Below are 16,657 nucleotides of genomic sequence, written 5' to 3' on the forward strand. Positions count from 1 at the left end.
ACTCATGAGCGAACTCGACCACAAGGTGCGCGGTGTTGACCACGTCGCGTACCCAACATTCGACCCGGCGGGCACGGTCCGCTTTTACCGCGACGTGCTCGGTTTCCCTGTGGTGCATTCGATTTGCGCCGCTGGCTGGGGTCCGGACAAGCATCCCGACTTCATCCACTTCTTTTTCGACATCGGGAACGACGACCGGCTGGCGTTCTTCTATTACTTCGGCCTCGAACCGTTCGAGGGTGGACCACAGGGCGACTCGTATTCCCGCTTCGCCGAGGACGTTCCGATCTTCTTCATTCGGTCGCGGCACCTGGCCATCCACGTCGACAACGAGGACGACTTGCTCGAATACCGTCGGCGCCTCGACGGCAGTGACTGGCCGGTAGAGATGCAGATCCAGCACGAGACCATCGAGTCGATCTACACCCATGACCCCAACGGCTACATGATCGAGATCACCCGAGCGATGCGTCCGGTGACACCCCAGGAGGATCTTGATGCAAACTTGACCATTGACGCGTTGATCGACGTTGTGTCTGCGCCGAATCCGAGTATGGCCGGTCTGCTGACCCGCAAGGCTGAGCTGATCGTTCAGCGTGCAGCGCAGTGGCAAGAGGAGCAGGACGCGCAGTCGGCGCTTGATGTGGTGGAGGCCGGACGATGACCACGTTCTTCATCTTGGATGTGCCCGAGAACAAGGCGGTCGCTGCGGTGGCGGGCGAGGATCCGGATGTCACCGTGGATCACGTGGGGCCGTACTACCGGGTGTCGGCTGATTCGGCCATCGTGGTCGACCGGCGAGCCACCGGTTGTCGCCATGCGGTCTGGTACAGCTGTGTCTCTGGTCTGGCAGCGTCGCGAATCACCCAATGGGACAAAGACGCCTTGAAGGTGGAGCCGCTGTGAGTGTTGCTGATGTTGGCGAGCGGTTAGGCGCAGGCCGGTACATCGAGTCCGCGGAGCAACCGTCGAACACGGTGACGTCGGTGCACGAGCTGACCACGTCTGACGGCGCCAAGGTGTCTGGGGTGCTGCGGACCGTGCCGTCGGCGCGGACCGTGGTCGCGTTGATGCATCCGCGTCAGGATCTGACCCATCACGTGCTGGTTCCTGAACTGCTGGCCCGCGGGTTTGCGGTGTGGACGCAGGGCACGAGGTCAGTGAACAACGATCTGAATCTGATTCACGAGCAGGCGCTGCTGGATGTCGCGGCGGGCCAGGTGTTTCTGCGGGACAGCGGCTTCGAGTCGGTGGTGTCGCTAGGGCATTCCGGGGGTGGGACGTTGTTTGCGTTCTACCATCAGCAGGCGGGGTTGGCGCCCGGGGATCGGCTGACGCGGACCCCGGCTGGCAGGCCGATTGATCTTGCGTCGGCGGAGATGCCGGTGCCCGACGGTGCGTTGTTCATGGCGCCGCATCCTGGGCAGGGGGCGTTGCTCCTGCGGTTGATCGATCCGTCGGTGGTTGACGAGAACGATCCGTTGAGTGTGGACCCGGCGCTGAATCCGTTTGATCCGGCCAACGGATTCGTGGATGCTCCTGGTGCGTCGTCGTACGCGCCGGAGTTCATCGACCGGTATCGGGTGGCTCAGCGTGCGCGGGTGGAGCGGCTTGATGACGTCGCTCGGGCGCGTGTTGCGCTGAGTGCCGATGCGCGTGCGCGATTCAAGGTTTCGGGTGATCCGGTGGATCGACGTGCGGCGTTGGCCCCGCGGCTGATGACGGTGTATCGAACGGACGCGGATCTGCGGTTTGTGGACCCGTCACTGAGTCCGAATGACCGGCCGTATGGTTCGTTGTTCGGTCGACGGCCGGACCTGACGAACTACGGGTTGGTCGGGTTTGGCCGGCTGTCTACTGCGGATGCGTGGTTGTCGACGTGGTCGGGGTTGTCGAGCAATGCCGCCTTCGTTCGTTGTGCGCCGGGGGTGCAGGTGCCGACGTTGTTCGTCGAATTGACCGGGGATCAAGCATGTTTCCCGGAGGATGCCCTTGAGATGGTTGGTGCCATGGGGTCGGATGACGTGACGCATGTGCGGGTGGAAGGGACTCACTTTGGTGGGCCCATTCGCGACGAGGCACCGACCGGGGCGAGTCTGGCTGCTGCTGAGATCGGTGGATGGCTGGGGGAGCGGTTCGAATCCTGACGTCCGCCCCGCCGGGCGATATGGGCGTGGGCACTAGTTCCCGCCGGTCACCTGTCGCTGGATTCCTCGGTAGTACTCCTGCTGGGCGGGGTAGTAGTCTTCGAAGTCGATGGCACTCGGGTCGGCACCGGTCAGTGCGGCGACCAAGCGGTCGAGGTAGTACTCCCACCCTGGCCCGGTGTTCTCGATTGTTGTTGCGTCGTCGATGATTTGACTCAGCGTCAGGGTTGTGACCCCGTCGGCCTCTGACAGTTCGACGATGAGGTCCCACGTCCCGAAGTCATCAGTGGTGCGCACCCGCAGCACTCGTGGTGGCTCGCAGCGTTCGATGTTGTAGCGGGCGGGCGTGACGTCGTCGCCTTCGGCGTTCATGGTGAACTCGACGTAGCCCTGTTCAGGGTCGCCGGTGAAGAAGCCGATCCACCGTGCGAGCCGGTCGGATTCGGTGACGGCTGCCCACACATCGTCTATCGGGGCGCGGAAGGTGCGGACGAACGCCACTGCGTCGCCCTCGTCGCGCGGGGTAAACGATCCAGTCGGTGTGATGGTCATGCGGACTCCTCGTCGTGGGTGGTGGATCGGGCTTGACGCGGTGTGCTGCGACGTTGCTTGACGGTGCGGCGCACCTCGGTGTCGAGAGCGTCGAGGGCTGATTCGGGGATCGGCAGGCGACCCTCGCTGGCACTTGGCGCCGGCTGGATCTCCTCTGCGGACGTCAGTTCGTCGATGAACCGACGGACTTCGTCGATGGGCCGTGCGTCCAGTCGGTAGTGCCGCTCACGTCCTCTGTCTTCGGCAATCACCAGTCCGGCTTCTGTGAGCACCCGTAGGTGGCGGCTCACCGCGGGACGTGAGATCGGCCGCGCCTCAGACAGATTCGAACAGAGATCGACCACCCGCGTGGGGCCGCCGACGAGTGTGAGCAGGATGCTGCGCCGCACGGGATCGGCCAGTGCCTCGAACACGCTCACAACATAATGGTAACCGATCAGTTACCAATATGCCAGTGGTCCACTGGCACGGACCACGCGGGGTCGAATACGCACTTGGTCGCACCGTCGGCCAGTGGCGTCCGCACCCCGGGTGGCCGTTCAACTACTCCTGCTGCGGGCTTCTTGCCCTGCGCTTTAGGAGGAACCGGCCTCCTATCGACAGAAGCAACCATGTTCCTGGTATCCAGAGGTAGCAGCCCAGTCCGTACAAGATGCTGAAGTAGAACAGTCCATCGGATATGTCAAAGAATGTGCGCTCCACGAGCATGAGCAGGACGATAAGGCCGAACACAAACGCGACGTAACTGATCGGCACCGACAGAACAAACAGACCAAAAGAAAAGGGCCGCAACAACCTTTTCATGACTTACGGCACCTCGTGGTGGCCGGGCAAGTGCCGCAGTGGGCCCCAAGGGTCGGTTCTGGCGGGCATGTATTGGTACATCGGAGTGGTCACCCCTGAAGGGCTATCGTTGTACACCTCCCACGCGGGATAATTCGAGAGTTGACCCTCGACTTCGGGAGCGCCGTCAAGAGGCGAGGTGATCAAGGTCCCACGGACAGTCACCCCTAACGTACTGGCGACGTAGTCGCCCACCTTCTGATCATGAAATGGCGCAAACGGGTCCAAGGCCTCGAACGTAACCTGAACGCGCTCATCATCTTGAGCAACGCCGAAGGTTGGTGTGTCGACTTTAACTGCACCGGAGTGGGTTTCGATAGAGGGGTTCTGTCGCATCACGACGACGCCGTTGTCGTAATCAACGTAGATCGAGACCCTGCTGTCCTCGGCGTCGGCTGCGGGATCGAACCCGCGGTCGTCACCACGGTTTAGATGGGGAATGTTGTGCACATTATCGCGCGGAATGAAGGCGTTGATTCGCTGCAGCCCGCCGCCTGGAACTTTATCGATCGTCTTCACGACAACGGCAGAGTCGAGCCCCTTATATTTTGGATGGTAAGTGTTCGTATCGAGCATCTCTGCCATTCGCCAATCGTTGGCCGACACCGGGTTGCGGCCGAACTGATCATTGAATGCTTGCGTCTGATTTGCCTTCCGCGCGATGCTACTTGTGCCGTCTAGTGGGTCTACATCCTTGACGGGTAAGTCACCGTCGGCGCCGTCGATCGCAGCCGCGAGATTCTTGTCCACGTTCTCAGCGGACAACAACAGGCCGTCGAGCTGCTCCTGCAGCTGAGCCTTGATGGCGTAATACTTCGATTGGGCTGCACTGTCCCACGAATCGAAACTCGCCGGAAGTGGCCCGTCGACCCGGCCATCTGGCGAAACGGTCAACGACTGCGCTGCGGCATCCGTTCGGATGGCGGCAAGCTTCTGCTTGACGGCGTCGATATCGTCGGCCGCTTCCTTCGCGGCGTTTGCAATTACCGCGGCCTCTTCCTTGTGGTCAGTGAAATCCAGGATGGTTCCGCTGACTGATGTTTTGGCCGCTTCGGCGGTCTGGCCGGACCATTGTCCGAAGACCGACAAGTTGGTGAACTGGGCGACCATGGTGTCGCACGCGGCGATCTGCTTCTGGGTTCGGTGAAAGACTTCCCTTACCTGCTCGGAGTTCCAGCGGTCTATGTCTGCAACGGTGACCACAGTACGTCTTAGAGATTCAGCGACGACGTGTTGGTGGCCGCCAGCTCTATCGCATGGCTGGAAGCGTCGTCGGTGTCGGTGTACTCAAGCGCCGCTGATGAAAACCCCTGGGAGTGCACGAGAACTTGGCTGAGCAACGCGCGGTGTTTACCTTGCCATCGAGCCGACAGGCTGGTCATCGACTCTTTCGAGCTCCCAGTCCAGCCCTGTTCGGTCGCCACGCCGATTACTTGCAGCGAGTCCGCGAACACCGCCGCACAGTCGTCGTGCCAGGTGCGAACTTGTTTCGCTGCGTGAAGTAAGTCAGCCGAATGTACTAGTAGTTCCCCCATTGGGTGAACTTTACAGGGGCCACCACAACCGCAGTGCGCGTGGCGGTGGCACTGTGCCAGCAGTCGACGTGTCCCGGTTCCTTGCGGCGGTTCGCGCGTAGTCCGCGGCAGGGACGTGCGGCCTGGCATTCCGCGGACGTCCGAGAGTGGTTGTCTAATAGAGCCTTCGGTCGTTTGTCTGCGCGCATGTGCCTCCTGTCGGAAGATCGGCAATCGTCCGCGAACTAGTCTTCACGGACTGTGTATTGGGTACACCGCGGTCCGGTTCAGGGACGGCATCGTCAGGGCCACCGAAGATTCTCAGGTTGTTCACTGACGTTGGCCGCGTGTGCCAGTAAGTCGACTGCGACTAGGATCGGCTGTTGGGAACAGTCGTTTCGTCTGCCGGGGGGCATGGTGTGGGTAGATCCAGAGTTGGTGTTGCAGCTTGGTCGACGTATGTCGCATCGTCGGATGTCGGACCGCACTGGGGCCCGAAGATCGAATTCCCACTACCAGAGCAGTGTCTGCGACTACTACATCGGGGATACGACGGATAGCTCACCACCCGAGCAGTCCCCGGGCCGGGGCGATCCGCTCCACGAGCGGTGGGCTCGGAACTTCGACGTCGCGGGATCATCGGACACCTTTGCCGTCGGGTATCCACGATGAGCGGTGAGATTCAGCGTGCGATCCGTGCGGTTTGGCGTTGGTACACAGGCAAGTTCGGGATTCTACTCACCTGCGTTCTGCTGGCATTCGTTGCAGCAATGTGGTGGCTCCTCCGTCCGGGCGATGATCAGGCAGCGGACATCACGAAGCAACTTGGCATCGACATCCCTTCGAACGCGTCCGACGTCATCACCGACGATCCAGCTGTTGCGCTGCAGGGTGGATGTTCAGGTGTGGAGTTCTTGATGCCGACGGCCGAATGGCGCGAGTATGTCGGCGAGTACGTCGATGTTGCGACGCTGGAACCGACGTTCAACGTCGCTACCTCGTGCGGGAACACTCTGATCGAATGTGAACAGACATACAACACGCAACCCGGCAGTGACTCCCGGCTACCAAGCTTCCGATCGCATCGGCGGAAATTACCGCGGTGTGGTTGCCTTCCCGGACTGCGTCAAGGACAAGACCAAGATTGCCTGGTCGATCGCCGACTAGCTGTTGACCTTCTCCATGGGTCGCTGCGAAAGACTATGAGGGACGAAACCGAGACAACGTTGGGTGCGTCAGATTGGTGGAGAGCACGTTGACAATCGAGAAGCGGGTTACTGACGACGTCGGCATACGAAGGCAGCATGTCGGCAGGCGTCTGCCATACAGTCAAGACGGGATGGCCAGCACTCTGACGAACTGCGGTTGGACGACTCTCGAGTGGGGGCCACTCAAGGATTTTTCTGTTGACCCCGAAACCCAAAGCCGGATCGGACGATCTACAGATTGTCGATTGCCTACGGGATCGCAGCCGGGCACGTCGCCACGGCCTAGTATCGAGCTTCGGTCCCATGTTGACCCACCGCGGCTGAAACTCGTCGAGCATCGAAAATGACGCTGCAGCCAAGGAGGCGCTCCTTCTGGCGCCTGTGGGGATCGTCGTTGATGTGGGCAATACCAGCTACGTACATTGTCTGCGCTTTTGGCACAGTGGCTGCGTTCGTGATCCTAATGATCCGCGTCAGCTACCCGGATGGGTTCGGCGACTATGTCAACGTGGTGGGAGCGGGAATACTTTGGGGCACAGTCATCTTCATCGGAACCTGCTACATCACAGTACCGATGTTCAGCCTGGTCATCGCGATCGTTCGGTATGCAGTGTGGGGGCGTCATCGGAAACGTGAGTCATAGCAGATGCCGCTTCTGTCCAAGCGGCTAGTCAGGCATCAGGGCTTCGAACCGAGCCTCGACCGACGCCGAAATACTGATGCGCTCAGGCCGTAGGGACGGGGAAGGTTGATCCTCACCGCCCATGTCGGCCGGTAGTCCCATTGCTGCGGGTGGCGCTGCCATAATTCTCTCGTGGTGGGGCTCGGCCGCCACGATACCCAGCATTCCGGGATCAGCGATGGCCACCGCATGAAACGTGTTGTAGCCCAAACTTGCTGTGTAGCCCTTGGCCTTTGCCAGCGCGTCGAGTACCGCTTGATCGCGGACGCGGGCAGTGCGCTTGAGCGTCGCCTTCCGCATCAGCCACCAGTCCAGGTGCCCGACGGTAACTGACTCGACGTCCGCAACCTGCGCAACAAAGGGCGCGATTGCCTCGAATTCGACGAAGGTCACGGTGATCGTGGCGGACGAGTAGTACTGCCAAGCACGCTTCTTGCCGTCTCGATCATACGGTCGGTGCCTGCTGTGCTGGACCTGGTCAAATGTCCACCGAGAAACAGGGCTGGCCGGCCGATCGTGCAGGGTTGTGACGATGTCGGTTACCTCCCTGACAGCCGTATCTGCACGGTCGGCAGCTGCTGCGCGGCTCGACCCGTCGGCACTCACACGCACACGAACGGTGCAGCGATTCGGGGCGAACTGACGCCTGGCATGTCCGCGAACGGTGATCGTGACTGGGGGAGTGCTCATGGAGTGAGTGTGTCAACGGGGTCGGACATTCTTCTGCGACTCGAACCTGTGCGTGAACCGGTAAGTGCGCCGTCTCGACATTCGATTGAGTGCCGCACGCCTCAGGTAGCGGCTGGTTTGTCACCGATTCTGTCGGTACCTGGAGCTATGTTGTCAGCAGACAGCACATCGAGAGGGGCCCAGCATGGATGAGCCAGATCAAACATCGGACATTCATGACTGGTCCGACATGGCGTCATGGCTCGCTGAGTCACTCGTCGACAAACCGGTCGGTTTCATCGTCGAGATGGGTCCGAGTGGGTACGTCGACTATGACGGCACGGACGACGACGAAGACGATGTTGTGTGCGTCCAGATCCAGATGCTCGCAGACGGAGTGATGATGCTGCGGCGATCACGATCGGTGCTGGGGCACTTGCTCATTGCGGACTTTTCCTCCGACAAGCTGCCGTTGAACACCTGGCTGTTCAACGACAACTTCGACGACTGCACCGACGGCTACATCTTCAGTCGCGACGTGCAGCTCCTGGCCGACGTCTGCGTCACCTGGTTCCGCGACAACGGCGGTGCCCGCTCCACCGATGACCTCGGTATGGAATACCGCTACCCGGACGAGCTTCTCCCGCCGACCGACTGAGATTGCCGCCACCGTAGTGGTGTCGGTCTGGGGTCGTTGACGGTGTCTGGGCTTCACACCGCTCGATTGCTGTTTGTGAGGAGTGCCCGTGGAAGAGTTGATGCACGCACTGTGCAGAGCGACAACCACATTGCCCAAACCGGTGATCGAGTGGATGGTCGGTACGGCCAGCCCGTTGCTTCAGCCATGGTGTGACCTCGTGCGTCGGCCTGAACTCACTGACCAGCAAGCGTGGGACTGCCTGTGGCGTGACGACGCGTTGATCAAGTCGGCGATGAAGATTCCGGGCAAGTGGACGGCGAACGCGAGGTCGGAAGACTTGGCCGGGTCAGTGGCTCTGTATCTGTCGCGACCGAATGTGCCCTCAGGTCGGATTACGTTGCTGCGAACCCGACTCGATGTGGACCAGCTTCGTCGAATCGACCTGTTGCGGGCGGTCACTCAGCTTGGTGGCAGCGACCTGGTTTGTCGAGAGATCGTCGCCGAGCCGCCACCGGGTTCGACACGGGAGGAACATGTCGGTCCGCGGGAAATCGCGCTGATCGAGCGCTACCGGACGTCCGCGCGGGAAGCAGTAGTCGATCGCGAAGCCAAGACTTGGCAGGCGGTCGCACAGATAGAGCGGGAGGACGGACTGATTGCACGGGCTGCTAGAGCTCGCATGATGGAGCCGGCCGACCAGCTGCAGGCGCTTCGTGCCTGCTTGTTCGGTCGGGGCTCGGTGGCAGCTCGTCCCGAGGACGCGGACTGGGTGACGGTGCAGTACCTGCTGGTTCTCGGCCGTGGTGCGTCGACGTACCAACACAGCGACGAGGGGCTGGGGGAGACGTTGTCGGTGCTTCGCCCGATCCTTCGGGCATACATCGACCAGGTGTATACGCGGCCACGTCGGTGGGCGACCGAGCGTCTGTTGACGTTCGGCGAGGCAGGTGTTGTCCCGCTGGGTTATTCGATCTACGCCGACGAGGGGGACTATCTGAACCGGCGGTTCGGTCCGAGTGTGAGGAAGTACCGCGCGCTGGGCGAGCTCATCAAAAACAATCGGGACGTGCCACTGCGAGATCTGTGTGACCGCGTGGAGACCGCGGTTCTGGCGCGTGACCGGTGGATCGTCAATCAGTCACAAAAGGAAAACAGAGGTGGGTTTGACCATGAATGAGGACATGAGTTCCGGCATCGTCGCCATCGCGGACGCCATAGCGGTCGAGGCGCACGCAGGCCAAACTGACAAGCTTGGTAATGAGTACATTCACCATCCGAGATCCGTTGCACGGCGGGTGGACCAGAGCGATGACGTCGCCGTAGCTGCGGCGCTCCTGCATGATGTCGTCGAGGATTCGGATGTGACGCCGGAGGACCTGGCGGAACGCGGCATTCCTGCGAATGTGATCGCAGCTGTCGAGCTGCTCACTCGACGTCGTAACGTTCCGGACGGTGACTACTACGAAGCTATTGCGAAAGACCCTGTGGCACTGCAGGTGAAGCTGGCAGACCTCGCTGACAACACCGACCCAGCCCGATTGGGGTTGTTGGATGAGGCGACGCAACGCAAGCTGATCACGAAGTACACGAAGGCGTACCGTGCGTTGGGTCGGGAGGACCTCGCGACACGGTTGGCACAGCGTATGTGAGGTAAAGGCCCGAGGCGTTACGTTGCTTTCGGTCCTAGGGTGAGGAACTGGGGTGTTTTGTCCAGGCAGTTCTTGCGGCCTAGGGGCCGGCTGACAAAGCTTGCCTCTGTCGGGTCGCGACAAGTTTCAACGGGCCTGCACTTTGTAGTAGTCCGACCACGGTGCGAAGCCGCCGTTGATTGGCAGATCAGCATCGCCGAGTCGTCAAGCGAGTCCTGCGCCGCATGTCTCGACCGAAGCCACGCTCATGTTCGTCCGGCCAGGCCCTGGCGCCGTTCCACGGCGCCGTCGGGCGGATGTCCTTCGACCCTTGAACAGGACTCCTAGGCCTCGGCCGCCACTTCGATCGTGCTCATCGGTCCGGAGATGCCTGGGCGGCAGTTGCGCGCGTCTACCTATGTCTCTCGAAGCCCTCTGGGCTCAGAAGGGAGGGAGATGCCATGCACGAAGTCGACGACGGTGTCGTTCATGTAGAGATAGAGGCTTTTTCTTATCGATTGACTCGGCCCTGTGATTAGTATGGCGATTCGACAGAGGCGATCCTCAACTCTGAAAGTATATGGACGGTCTCAGGTCTGCTCCGACCACCTCACCGGAGTGCACCTCGCGCGAGCTAGGTGCAGCAGTAACGAAACGGCCCGTTGCGTCGATTTTATGGAAGACAGCATCTCAATGGCAGCAAGGGTAGGCAACTATATGAGCAAGGCTCCAGGGGTATTTTGCTTAGAGGGAGACTGGGAGCTATCGATGGAGAGTCGTATCAGCGTCGAACCAGCGCTCCGCCTGTTGGAGGCGCAGGACTCCATCCGTTTGGTTCATCGCGATGTCGCGACGCTAGCTGAATTGAAATACTACCTCGCGCGTTGGTTAGGGGCCCAGATGCGCGGTTATACATTTGGATATTTCGGTTTTCATGGTAGTGCTGAAACGCTCTACATCGGCGACGATGAACTTGCTTTGTCCGAGCTCGAAGAGATGCTCGCTGGCCGCTGTGAAGGCAGGGTCATCTATTTTGGATCGTGCAGTGTGTTGAAAGCTGAGGGCGAAGTCCTTCAGCGATTCTGTCGCACGACGAGTGCTCGGGCTGTCGTGGGATTCACTCGGGATGTTGATTGGGTTGAAGCCGCGGCCTTTGAGATCCTCCTCGTACAAAAGCTCGCGTGGGCCAAAAACATGAAACCGGCTTACGATTGGCTGACTCGCGAGTACCCAGACCTCACAAATAAGCTCGGATTTCGAATGGCGCACTCGCGGTGGTCTTCTGACCGAACGATCGCGGTTCAGGCGGCGAACGACGCACATAAGGGCTGACGAGGCTCCTATCGTCGACCGCGCGTCGGGAGATAATCAATTGGGGAATTGAGCGATCGGTGGGGTTTAATGCATCGAAGAAGATGTATATGCGCTTTGCGAGGTATGCCTAATCACAGCGATGAATGCGGTGTTTTCTATTCATTGGTGTCGTAGTATTTCCGGCGGCTGGCCAAGTCTACGGTCGAGAGTCCGATCGGTCCAAAGGTGCGAGTCTCGAACGGGATGGTCGATCGGGATTTGCCACTCGCTCGGATAGTTGAAATCTCAGGTAGTTAACCGCCATTTTGTCCCCTGCCTGGCTGAGGGGTTCCGATGAAACCTAGGAGGGGATCGCGTCCGGCGCCCCGCCCACCGATGAAATGGCTCTTCTAAGACGTATTTGACGATCAAGAAGCCAATCGATGTAGTCATTCCACTCGCCCGCATTCTCAACATCTGCACCGGGAAGGTAATCCGCGATTCGCGTTGACTTGCGAGACGGAATAGCTTGCCATTCGAGAGGGCTGCCGTAAGCTGCTTCCAGCGATGCCTTCTGTGTTTGGAGGATATTCAGTCGCGCGGTGTTGATTGCTGCGTCTGCAGACTCAAACACCAGCTCACTCGACAATCCTTGCTTTGTGAAGGTGGTGTAGTAGGTTGCATTCGACACGCCTGTGGGAACTCTTAACCAATTGTCTTTCGGGGGACGATTGACTCCTGACCAGTGGAGTTGTTCGGCACGAAGGCGACCCAGCCACCTTGTCCAGAACTCGCGGTATAATTGTTGTTTCCCTGACAGGGCGTCCGCTTGGTTGGTAGCAGCTCGGACCGTCTTCTCCCAGTCGTTTGGCTCGGCGACCAGCCGAAACGCAGGTGCGGGCTGCGAGTCGCCGATTCTGACTACTCCCAGTTCAACGCCGAAAAACCGGGTGTCTTCGTCTGTTCGGGTGTTCAGCCAATCGAGCGCGGCCCGATGTTCCGGACGGATCGATGCGGCGATCCAAACGACTGTCGTGGGGTCAGTTCCCGCTGCGTATGTGAGCAGCTGACCGAGGTGAGTGTGATCGGAGGGCTGGAGCTGGTTCTCCACGATCACAGTTTCACCGCTCGATTGGTCGCGGCCCTTCAAGTCCAGCCTGAACCCACCGACCGGATGCTCGGCTATCTCCAGAATCAAGTCCATCCCGAGTAGGTCGCCCAGGACATCGGCATTCTGCAGCAGCCAAGGCGTGAAGTCACGTGCTTCGTGTGGCCACACGGTTTCGGGACTTACCGGTACCAACCTGCCAAGCGTAACGGGTGAGCTCATATATCCAGCCTGTCACCACTTTTGCCCAATAGCTACGGTTTCGAATCTGCCGGCCGAGTCGACGTGAATAGCTGACACCCCTGAAGCCTTTGTCGGAGACCACGCGCGTGAGTTCCGACAACTCCGAGTCGGCGTTTGCCATCGCGGTCTCCTTCTCGTTGCGGATCTACGGACGGGCGCGGCTGGATTCGGTCCCCAGGGTTTCTGCGATGTCTGTGTTCGTCGAACCGCCCGCATTTCTCCGTCCCAGGGCATCAGGGTGGTGGTGAGATACTCCCCGCTGCAACGCTTCTCGGTCAGCTTCTAAATGTATGCCAGGTAGGTCGAGGAGTTCGATCACTGTGACTGTATCCAGCTGACCAACAACTTCTACGAGCAATTGGTGGGCTCGACCGGGCAATCGTCCTTCGTTCGCTTCGCGGTCTAACCGTACTGGTCAAGCGCTCCTTGGGCGTGCCAAAGGTCGAGTCGCGAGATGATCCATCGACGACCGGAAAGCTGGCCTCTGCGAGTCTCCCGGCCAGTTACTGGACTTCCGTCCCCGGCTTCATCCATTCTCAACAGGCATGGAAAAAGTCACTCGGATTTTGTGGACACGGGACGTCTGGAACGTTAGCGGCTGTCTGTCGAATGCTTTCCGAATCTCATCTTCGAAGGGCACGACATGCTGCCAGCGGTAGTCGATGTCGACACTAACGGCGGCAAGAGGGTCACAAGAGGGTGCCGATCGCTTACGCGGACGTTTCTGCTTTGTCGAGGAGGTAACTGGTCACGGCCGGCCAGTCAGGGAACTTGTCAGAGCCGAAGTGGACGTGCTCCCCGTTGAAGTCCTTGACGCCGTTCTTGTCTCGGTCATCGACAATGTAGTCCCCGTGGTTGAGGTTCTTATGGTGGGACAAGATCAACCGCTTCCAGGCCGGGGTCCCCTCGTCCTTGCCGAAGTACTTCTGAACCCACTCAAGCTTGTCTGACCAGGCAGTGGGGTTGTTCCAGGGTGCTGTCGACAGGATGTAAGTGTCGTAGACCGTCGACAGCGTCGTGAACGCCTCGATCGCGCCGTCAAGCGGGATCATGGTGCCGAAGATCCCGGGTGCATCGTCGTACGCATCTCTGTACGTGTCGGCATCCTCCTCGCTGAGGAGGGATATCCCGTGCTTGAAGTCGACGAGGGTGTTGTCCATGTCGATGTACAGGATCTTCTTGGTTGCTGCTTGCTCCGTCACACCGCTGATTATCGCGGCACGGTGTGACACCAGCAGTTCGATTGCGCCGAATCGGTCGGTGCCCGTCCGGTGTGCTCCTGCGCTGCAATCTCGTGAATGCATCTGAGGGTTGCGGGCACGGCGCCAACGACCAGGTGCGCCCGACAGCGGCAGGTCGTTCGGGACGCGTCGACCCTCACGCTTCATCTCGCCCGGATCGACGCGGACGCGTCAGCATTAAGTCCAGGTGGACCGCTCCACGCAGGTCATTCGCGGGAAAGGTTCGCAACGCAACTCGAGCCGCGCTTCGTCAGCAGCGTTGTGAGCCTGCGCCGCATGTACTCGTCAGTCGAAAAACTTTGGCTACGCATCCTGAACCGACCGCGCATTTCGTCTGTTGCAGAGACGGTGTCGGGACCCTCTGAGACGATAGGCGAATGAGCGAAGAGCTGACGCCGATTGATGCGGCCACCGAACTGACCGTCAACGTCGAAGAGGAGGGGGTCCTGGTAGTCGGCGCACCCGAAGTCGTTGATTCGTACATCAGAAGGATTCGAGACATCTCCGGTGATGAAGCGAAGGATGTCGGTCTTGACGCAGCTGGGGTGGCAACGGCTGGCGCGGCTGCTGCCGGTGTAGCCAACATTGCCATGCAACGAGGGCGGTTCGTGATGCTCTCCCCGAACAGCATGGCGAATCTCAGGAAGTACAACGTCGTTCCCGCGGGGAACGGGTACAACCGGATGACGGTCGTTGATTCGGCGAAGCAGTTTCGCGGACAACTGGCCTGGAAGCGTGTTCCCATCGGCCCGTCGCAGGTGGCGGCGGTGCAAATGCTTGCGGTGCAGATGGCGCTCAAGACTGCGATCGCCTCGGTCGAAGAGGCAGTTGAGCGGGTGGAAGACAAGGTCGACGAGGTACTGGCCTTGGCGAAGGCACAGGTCGCCGGCGACGTCATCGGCAATCACGGAGTGCTGAAGCGTCTCGACTCCGAGGTGAAACGCAACGACTCATTGCCGACGGCCGACTGGGAATCGATAGCGGGCCTAGGCCCTGGCCTGGAAGTCGGAATCGAACGCTTGCGGGCATACATCACGCAGAAAGTCCGCCCCCTCGATGCCGACAACTCTGTACAGGACCGCGCCGTCGTGGTTCACAAGTTGGTCGCTGACAACAAGATTGGTGAGGCTCTGCAACTGCTGGTTATCGCGGAGCAGTCACTTTTTCTGTGGCAGCAGCTGCGTCTGCGGAGGGTGATTGACACCGATCCGCGCAATCGCGAAGCGGTTGCGGTCTCGGTGCGCGAGGTACTCCGCGAGCAAGTGGCGCGTGACGGCGAGCTCTGGAACGCGATCGGGAAAGAGATGGAAACCTATGGACGGATCGCACCGCTCGACCGCGTTCACTTCTTCGGCATCGACAAGTTCAAGCAGGATGTGAAGGCGTTGCAGGACGACCTCGACGCGTTTGGTGCTGCCCGGCGCATGCAGGTTCTCGGCTGGGAGGACCACAAGGTTCCCTCGGTACAGGAGACCATCTCGGAGATCGGGACCCAAATCTCACGGACGTGGGGGACTGGCGTGAAGCTTGGAGAGAAGGGGATGCGGTCCCTGGGTGGTCGCTTTCAACGCGGGCCCAGCGGCGATGTGGTCACTGAGGCTGAGGACAAGCAGGCGACCTGAGAGGGCCCTTTCGTGCTGTCACGCGCCTCGGTGAACGGGTTCTCACGGGTCTGTGTGTCATTCTGGCCGTGCAAAATCAGACTCGGTGAGCGTCCCCGCGATGCTGTCGTAGATTGCGTGCTTTCTGCCGACAGAGGCCTCCGGCGTATGGGCAACAGTGGGTAGTGGCCCGCTGCTGGCCGTGCGGCCCAACTCCTTTCGGCGGTGTATTCCTCAGGCACTCAGGCAGCTGTTGGCACGATGTGTAACGCCGTGCGAGACGGGCACGAATAAAGACCAACACGAAGGAGTGATCCCGTTTGGACTCTCATCCGCCCCGACATCAACGATCGCCAGGCTGGTATCCCGCCCCTCTTCACCGGAATTGCGCTGGTGGGATGGTCAGCACTGGACGTCCGATACCCAACCTTTGCCCAACCCGTCTCTTGGCTATCGCGGACCGCCTACGGGTCCGCAGCGTGGTCGGGCGGGACGGTACGTGGCCATCATCGGGGCGGTCATCGTTTTGATCGTCGGGGCGCTGATAGCGGTCTCTTTTGTGATCGCAGACAACGACGGGGAAATCGCATCAGGTGCCGACAACCCGGCAACAGCCAACCCATTACCGCGCGACCCGCTACCAGGCAGGGCTTGGGCGGAATCCCAACAGGTCGACTTGATCGAAACTGGTGACCCACCTGAGTTTCCGACACGTCTCGAGCAGTGGGCGCTGCAGCAGACCTGGGACGCGACCCCGCGCGCGTTCAAGGGCCAGGAGACAGCAGTACCAGGTCCCGGCTTCACGAAATTCCCGGCAACGATGAACGGCTGCGACAACCAGCGGTTCCTGGTGCGGTGGCGGGTCCTCAATCCCGACGCGACGGTTGTCGCCTCGCTCGCAGACGTCAACGGAACGGTGGTCAACAACGCAACCGGCTCTGCGGGCCGAATGGACTTGGATGGCTGCCTCACACCACAATTCGAGTTCGCCGAGAGCGGCGACGCGTCGAACCTGACGGACATCACGGTCGCGGTGCAGCAATGGAGTCCGTCGCCCTGACGGCGGGACGAACGGCTGCCCTCAATCAAGAAGTCGCGGATTGTGTTGAGAAGGGAGCTACTTTCACCATGACGTTCGAACCGCCAAGTGCTGCCCCGGGATGGTATCCGGACCCGCAGTCCGCGGGAATACGTTGGTGGGATGGGTGTAACTGGACTCAGCATGTTTCCCCGCCCCAGGGCCACATGCTGCCACCTCAGATGCCGACGCAGCCTGCCGTGGTCTTCA

18 protein-coding genes and 2 pseudogenes are annotated in these 16,657 nt (G+C 60.3%); 13 read left to right on the plus strand and 7 right to left on the minus strand.

Annotation, left to right across the window (positions count from 1 at the left end):
* The first annotated feature begins 4 nt into the window (after positions 1-4).
* From MVA47_RS10705 to MVA47_RS10715, 3 genes are read left to right on the plus strand one after another with little or no spacing between them, the layout of a single operon-like run.
* Positions 5-664 (plus strand): VOC family protein, encoded by a 660-nt coding sequence (locus MVA47_RS10705; RefSeq protein ID WP_116917418.1) that lies wholly within the window; start codon positions 5-7, stop codon positions 662-664.
* The gene (locus tag MVA47_RS10710; RefSeq protein ID WP_247207864.1) at positions 661-906 is read left to right on the plus strand and encodes a hypothetical protein; all 246 of its coding nucleotides are present in this window, start codon (positions 661-663) and stop codon (positions 904-906) included. The genes MVA47_RS10705 and MVA47_RS10710 overlap by 4 nt, the downstream gene beginning before the upstream one ends.
* On the plus strand, positions 870-2,147 hold the full coding sequence (locus MVA47_RS10715) for an alpha/beta hydrolase (RefSeq protein WP_374474170.1): 1,278 nt from the start codon (positions 870-872) through the stop codon (positions 2,145-2,147). Before MVA47_RS10710 ends, MVA47_RS10715 begins: the two co-directional genes overlap by 37 nt.
* Before the next feature lie 33 nt (positions 2,148-2,180).
* Here MVA47_RS10715 and MVA47_RS10720 read toward each other — a convergent pair whose 3' ends face one another.
* From MVA47_RS10720 to MVA47_RS10735, 4 genes are all read right to left on the minus strand, one after another.
* Complete coding sequence (locus tag MVA47_RS10720; protein WP_247207867.1) at positions 2,181-2,699, minus strand: SRPBCC family protein; 519 nt, start codon at positions 2,697-2,699, stop codon at positions 2,181-2,183.
* Positions 2,696-3,118: a helix-turn-helix transcriptional regulator gene (locus MVA47_RS10725; RefSeq protein WP_247207869.1), complete on the minus strand. Its 423-nt coding sequence runs from the start codon at positions 3,116-3,118 to the stop codon at positions 2,696-2,698. Before MVA47_RS10725 ends, MVA47_RS10720 begins: the two co-directional genes overlap by 4 nt.
* Positions 3,119-3,506: 388 nt before the next feature.
* A complete protein-coding gene (locus MVA47_RS10730; protein WP_247207870.1) occupies positions 3,507-4,745 on the minus strand; it encodes a hypothetical protein in 1,239 nt (412 codons plus the stop codon).
* Between the two features lie 8 nt (positions 4,746-4,753).
* A complete protein-coding gene (locus tag MVA47_RS10735) occupies positions 4,754-5,077 on the minus strand; it encodes a hypothetical protein (protein ID WP_247207871.1) in 324 nt (107 codons plus the stop codon).
* A 1,002-nt stretch (positions 5,078-6,079) separates the two neighbouring features.
* Here MVA47_RS10735 and MVA47_RS10740 point away from each other — a divergent pair.
* The gene (locus MVA47_RS10740) at positions 6,080-6,223 is read left to right on the plus strand and encodes a hypothetical protein (RefSeq protein ID WP_247207873.1); all 144 of its coding nucleotides are present in this window, start codon (positions 6,080-6,082) and stop codon (positions 6,221-6,223) included.
* Between the two features lie 708 nt (positions 6,224-6,931).
* Here the strand turns inward: MVA47_RS10740 and MVA47_RS10745 are convergent.
* A complete protein-coding gene (locus tag MVA47_RS10745; RefSeq protein ID WP_247207874.1) occupies positions 6,932-7,636 on the minus strand; it encodes an SIMPL domain-containing protein in 705 nt (234 codons plus the stop codon).
* Between the two features lie 184 nt (positions 7,637-7,820).
* Here MVA47_RS10745 and MVA47_RS10750 point away from each other — a divergent pair, with 184 nt between their 5' ends.
* The 4 genes from MVA47_RS10750 (at position 7,821) to MVA47_RS10765 (ending at position 11,215) form a co-directional block, all read left to right on the plus strand.
* Complete coding sequence (locus MVA47_RS10750) at positions 7,821-8,273, plus strand: hypothetical protein (RefSeq protein WP_247207876.1); 453 nt, start codon at positions 7,821-7,823, stop codon at positions 8,271-8,273.
* Positions 8,274-8,361: 88 nt separating this feature from the next.
* Positions 8,362-9,432, plus strand: coding sequence for a hypothetical protein (locus MVA47_RS10755; protein WP_247207877.1), 1,071 nt, complete (start codon positions 8,362-8,364; stop codon positions 9,430-9,432).
* Positions 9,425-9,904: an HD domain-containing protein gene (locus MVA47_RS10760; protein WP_247207879.1), complete on the plus strand. Its 480-nt coding sequence runs from the start codon at positions 9,425-9,427 to the stop codon at positions 9,902-9,904. The genes MVA47_RS10755 and MVA47_RS10760 overlap by 8 nt, the downstream gene beginning before the upstream one ends.
* Before the next feature lie 654 nt (positions 9,905-10,558).
* Positions 10,559-11,215, plus strand: coding sequence for a DUF6642 family protein (locus tag MVA47_RS10765; RefSeq protein ID WP_247207881.1), 657 nt, complete (start codon positions 10,559-10,561; stop codon positions 11,213-11,215).
* A 322-nt stretch (positions 11,216-11,537) separates the two neighbouring features.
* Here MVA47_RS10765 and MVA47_RS10770 read toward each other — a convergent pair whose 3' ends face one another.
* On the minus strand, positions 11,538-12,506 hold the full coding sequence (locus MVA47_RS10770; protein WP_247207883.1) for a DUF4268 domain-containing protein: 969 nt from the start codon (positions 12,504-12,506) through the stop codon (positions 11,538-11,540).
* 107 nt (positions 12,507-12,613) lie between these two features.
* Here MVA47_RS10770 and MVA47_RS10775 point away from each other — a divergent pair, with 107 nt between their 5' ends.
* On the plus strand, positions 12,614-12,775 hold the full coding sequence (locus MVA47_RS10775) for a hypothetical protein (RefSeq protein WP_247207884.1): 162 nt from the start codon (positions 12,614-12,616) through the stop codon (positions 12,773-12,775).
* Between the two features lie 462 nt (positions 12,776-13,237).
* On the opposite strand, the gene MVA47_RS10780 is transcribed toward MVA47_RS10775, so the two are convergent.
* Positions 13,238-13,687, minus strand: a complete 450-nt coding sequence (locus MVA47_RS10780) for a hypothetical protein (RefSeq protein WP_247210722.1) — start codon at positions 13,685-13,687, stop codon at positions 13,238-13,240.
* A 458-nt stretch (positions 13,688-14,145) separates the two neighbouring features.
* Here MVA47_RS10780 and MVA47_RS10785 point away from each other — a divergent pair, with 458 nt between their 5' ends.
* The 4 genes and pseudogenes from MVA47_RS10785 to MVA47_RS27255 all read left to right on the plus strand — a co-directional run.
* Entirely contained in the window at positions 14,146-15,390 is a 1,245-nt protein-coding gene (locus MVA47_RS10785) for a hypothetical protein (RefSeq protein ID WP_247207885.1), read from the plus strand.
* 289 nt (positions 15,391-15,679) lie between these two features.
* A pseudogene (locus MVA47_RS27250) lies at positions 15,680-15,802 on the plus strand (DUF2510 domain-containing protein); the annotation flags it as partial.
* A 66-nt stretch (positions 15,803-15,868) separates the two neighbouring features.
* Positions 15,869-16,429, plus strand: a complete 561-nt coding sequence (locus tag MVA47_RS10790) for a hypothetical protein (protein WP_247207886.1) — start codon at positions 15,869-15,871, stop codon at positions 16,427-16,429.
* A 68-nt stretch (positions 16,430-16,497) separates the two neighbouring features.
* Positions 16,498-16,596: pseudogene (locus MVA47_RS27255) on the plus strand (DUF2510 domain-containing protein); the annotation flags it as partial.
* Positions 16,597-16,657 lie beyond the last annotated feature (61 nt).

It is taken from the genome of Williamsia sp. DF01-3 (genome assembly GCF_023051145.1).
Lineage (GTDB): Bacteria > Actinomycetota > Actinomycetes > Mycobacteriales > Mycobacteriaceae > Williamsia.

Bases quoted from the DNA above. Each gene is read 5' to 3' on its own strand.
- MVA47_RS10705 (WP_116917418.1), top strand. From the start codon at position 5: ATGAGCGAACTCGACCACAAGGTGCGCGGTGTTGACCACGTCGCGTAC.
- MVA47_RS10710 (WP_247207864.1), top strand. From the start codon at position 661: ATGACCACGTTCTTCATCTTGGATGTGCCCGAGAACAAGGCGGTCGCT.
- MVA47_RS10715 (WP_374474170.1), top strand. From the start codon at position 870: ATGGGACAAAGACGCCTTGAAGGTGGAGCCGCTGTGAGTGTTGCTGAT.
- MVA47_RS10720 (WP_247207867.1), bottom strand. From the start codon at position 2,699: ATGACCATCACACCGACTGGATCGTTTACCCCGCGCGACGAGGGCGAC.
- MVA47_RS10735 (WP_247207871.1), bottom strand. From the start codon at position 5,077: ATGGGGGAACTACTAGTACATTCGGCTGACTTACTTCACGCAGCGAAA.
- MVA47_RS10745 (WP_247207874.1), bottom strand. From the start codon at position 7,636: ATGAGCACTCCCCCAGTCACGATCACCGTTCGCGGACATGCCAGGCGT.
- MVA47_RS10750 (WP_247207876.1), top strand. From the start codon at position 7,821: ATGGATGAGCCAGATCAAACATCGGACATTCATGACTGGTCCGACATG.
- MVA47_RS10760 (WP_247207879.1), top strand. From the start codon at position 9,425: ATGAATGAGGACATGAGTTCCGGCATCGTCGCCATCGCGGACGCCATA.
- MVA47_RS10765 (WP_247207881.1), top strand. From the start codon at position 10,559: ATGGAAGACAGCATCTCAATGGCAGCAAGGGTAGGCAACTATATGAGC.
- MVA47_RS10770 (WP_247207883.1), bottom strand. From the start codon at position 12,506: ATGAGCTCACCCGTTACGCTTGGCAGGTTGGTACCGGTAAGTCCCGAA.
- MVA47_RS10780 (WP_247210722.1), bottom strand. From the start codon at position 13,687: ATGGACAACACCCTCGTCGACTTCAAGCACGGGATATCCCTCCTCAGC.
- MVA47_RS10785 (WP_247207885.1), top strand. From the start codon at position 14,146: ATGAGCGAAGAGCTGACGCCGATTGATGCGGCCACCGAACTGACCGTC.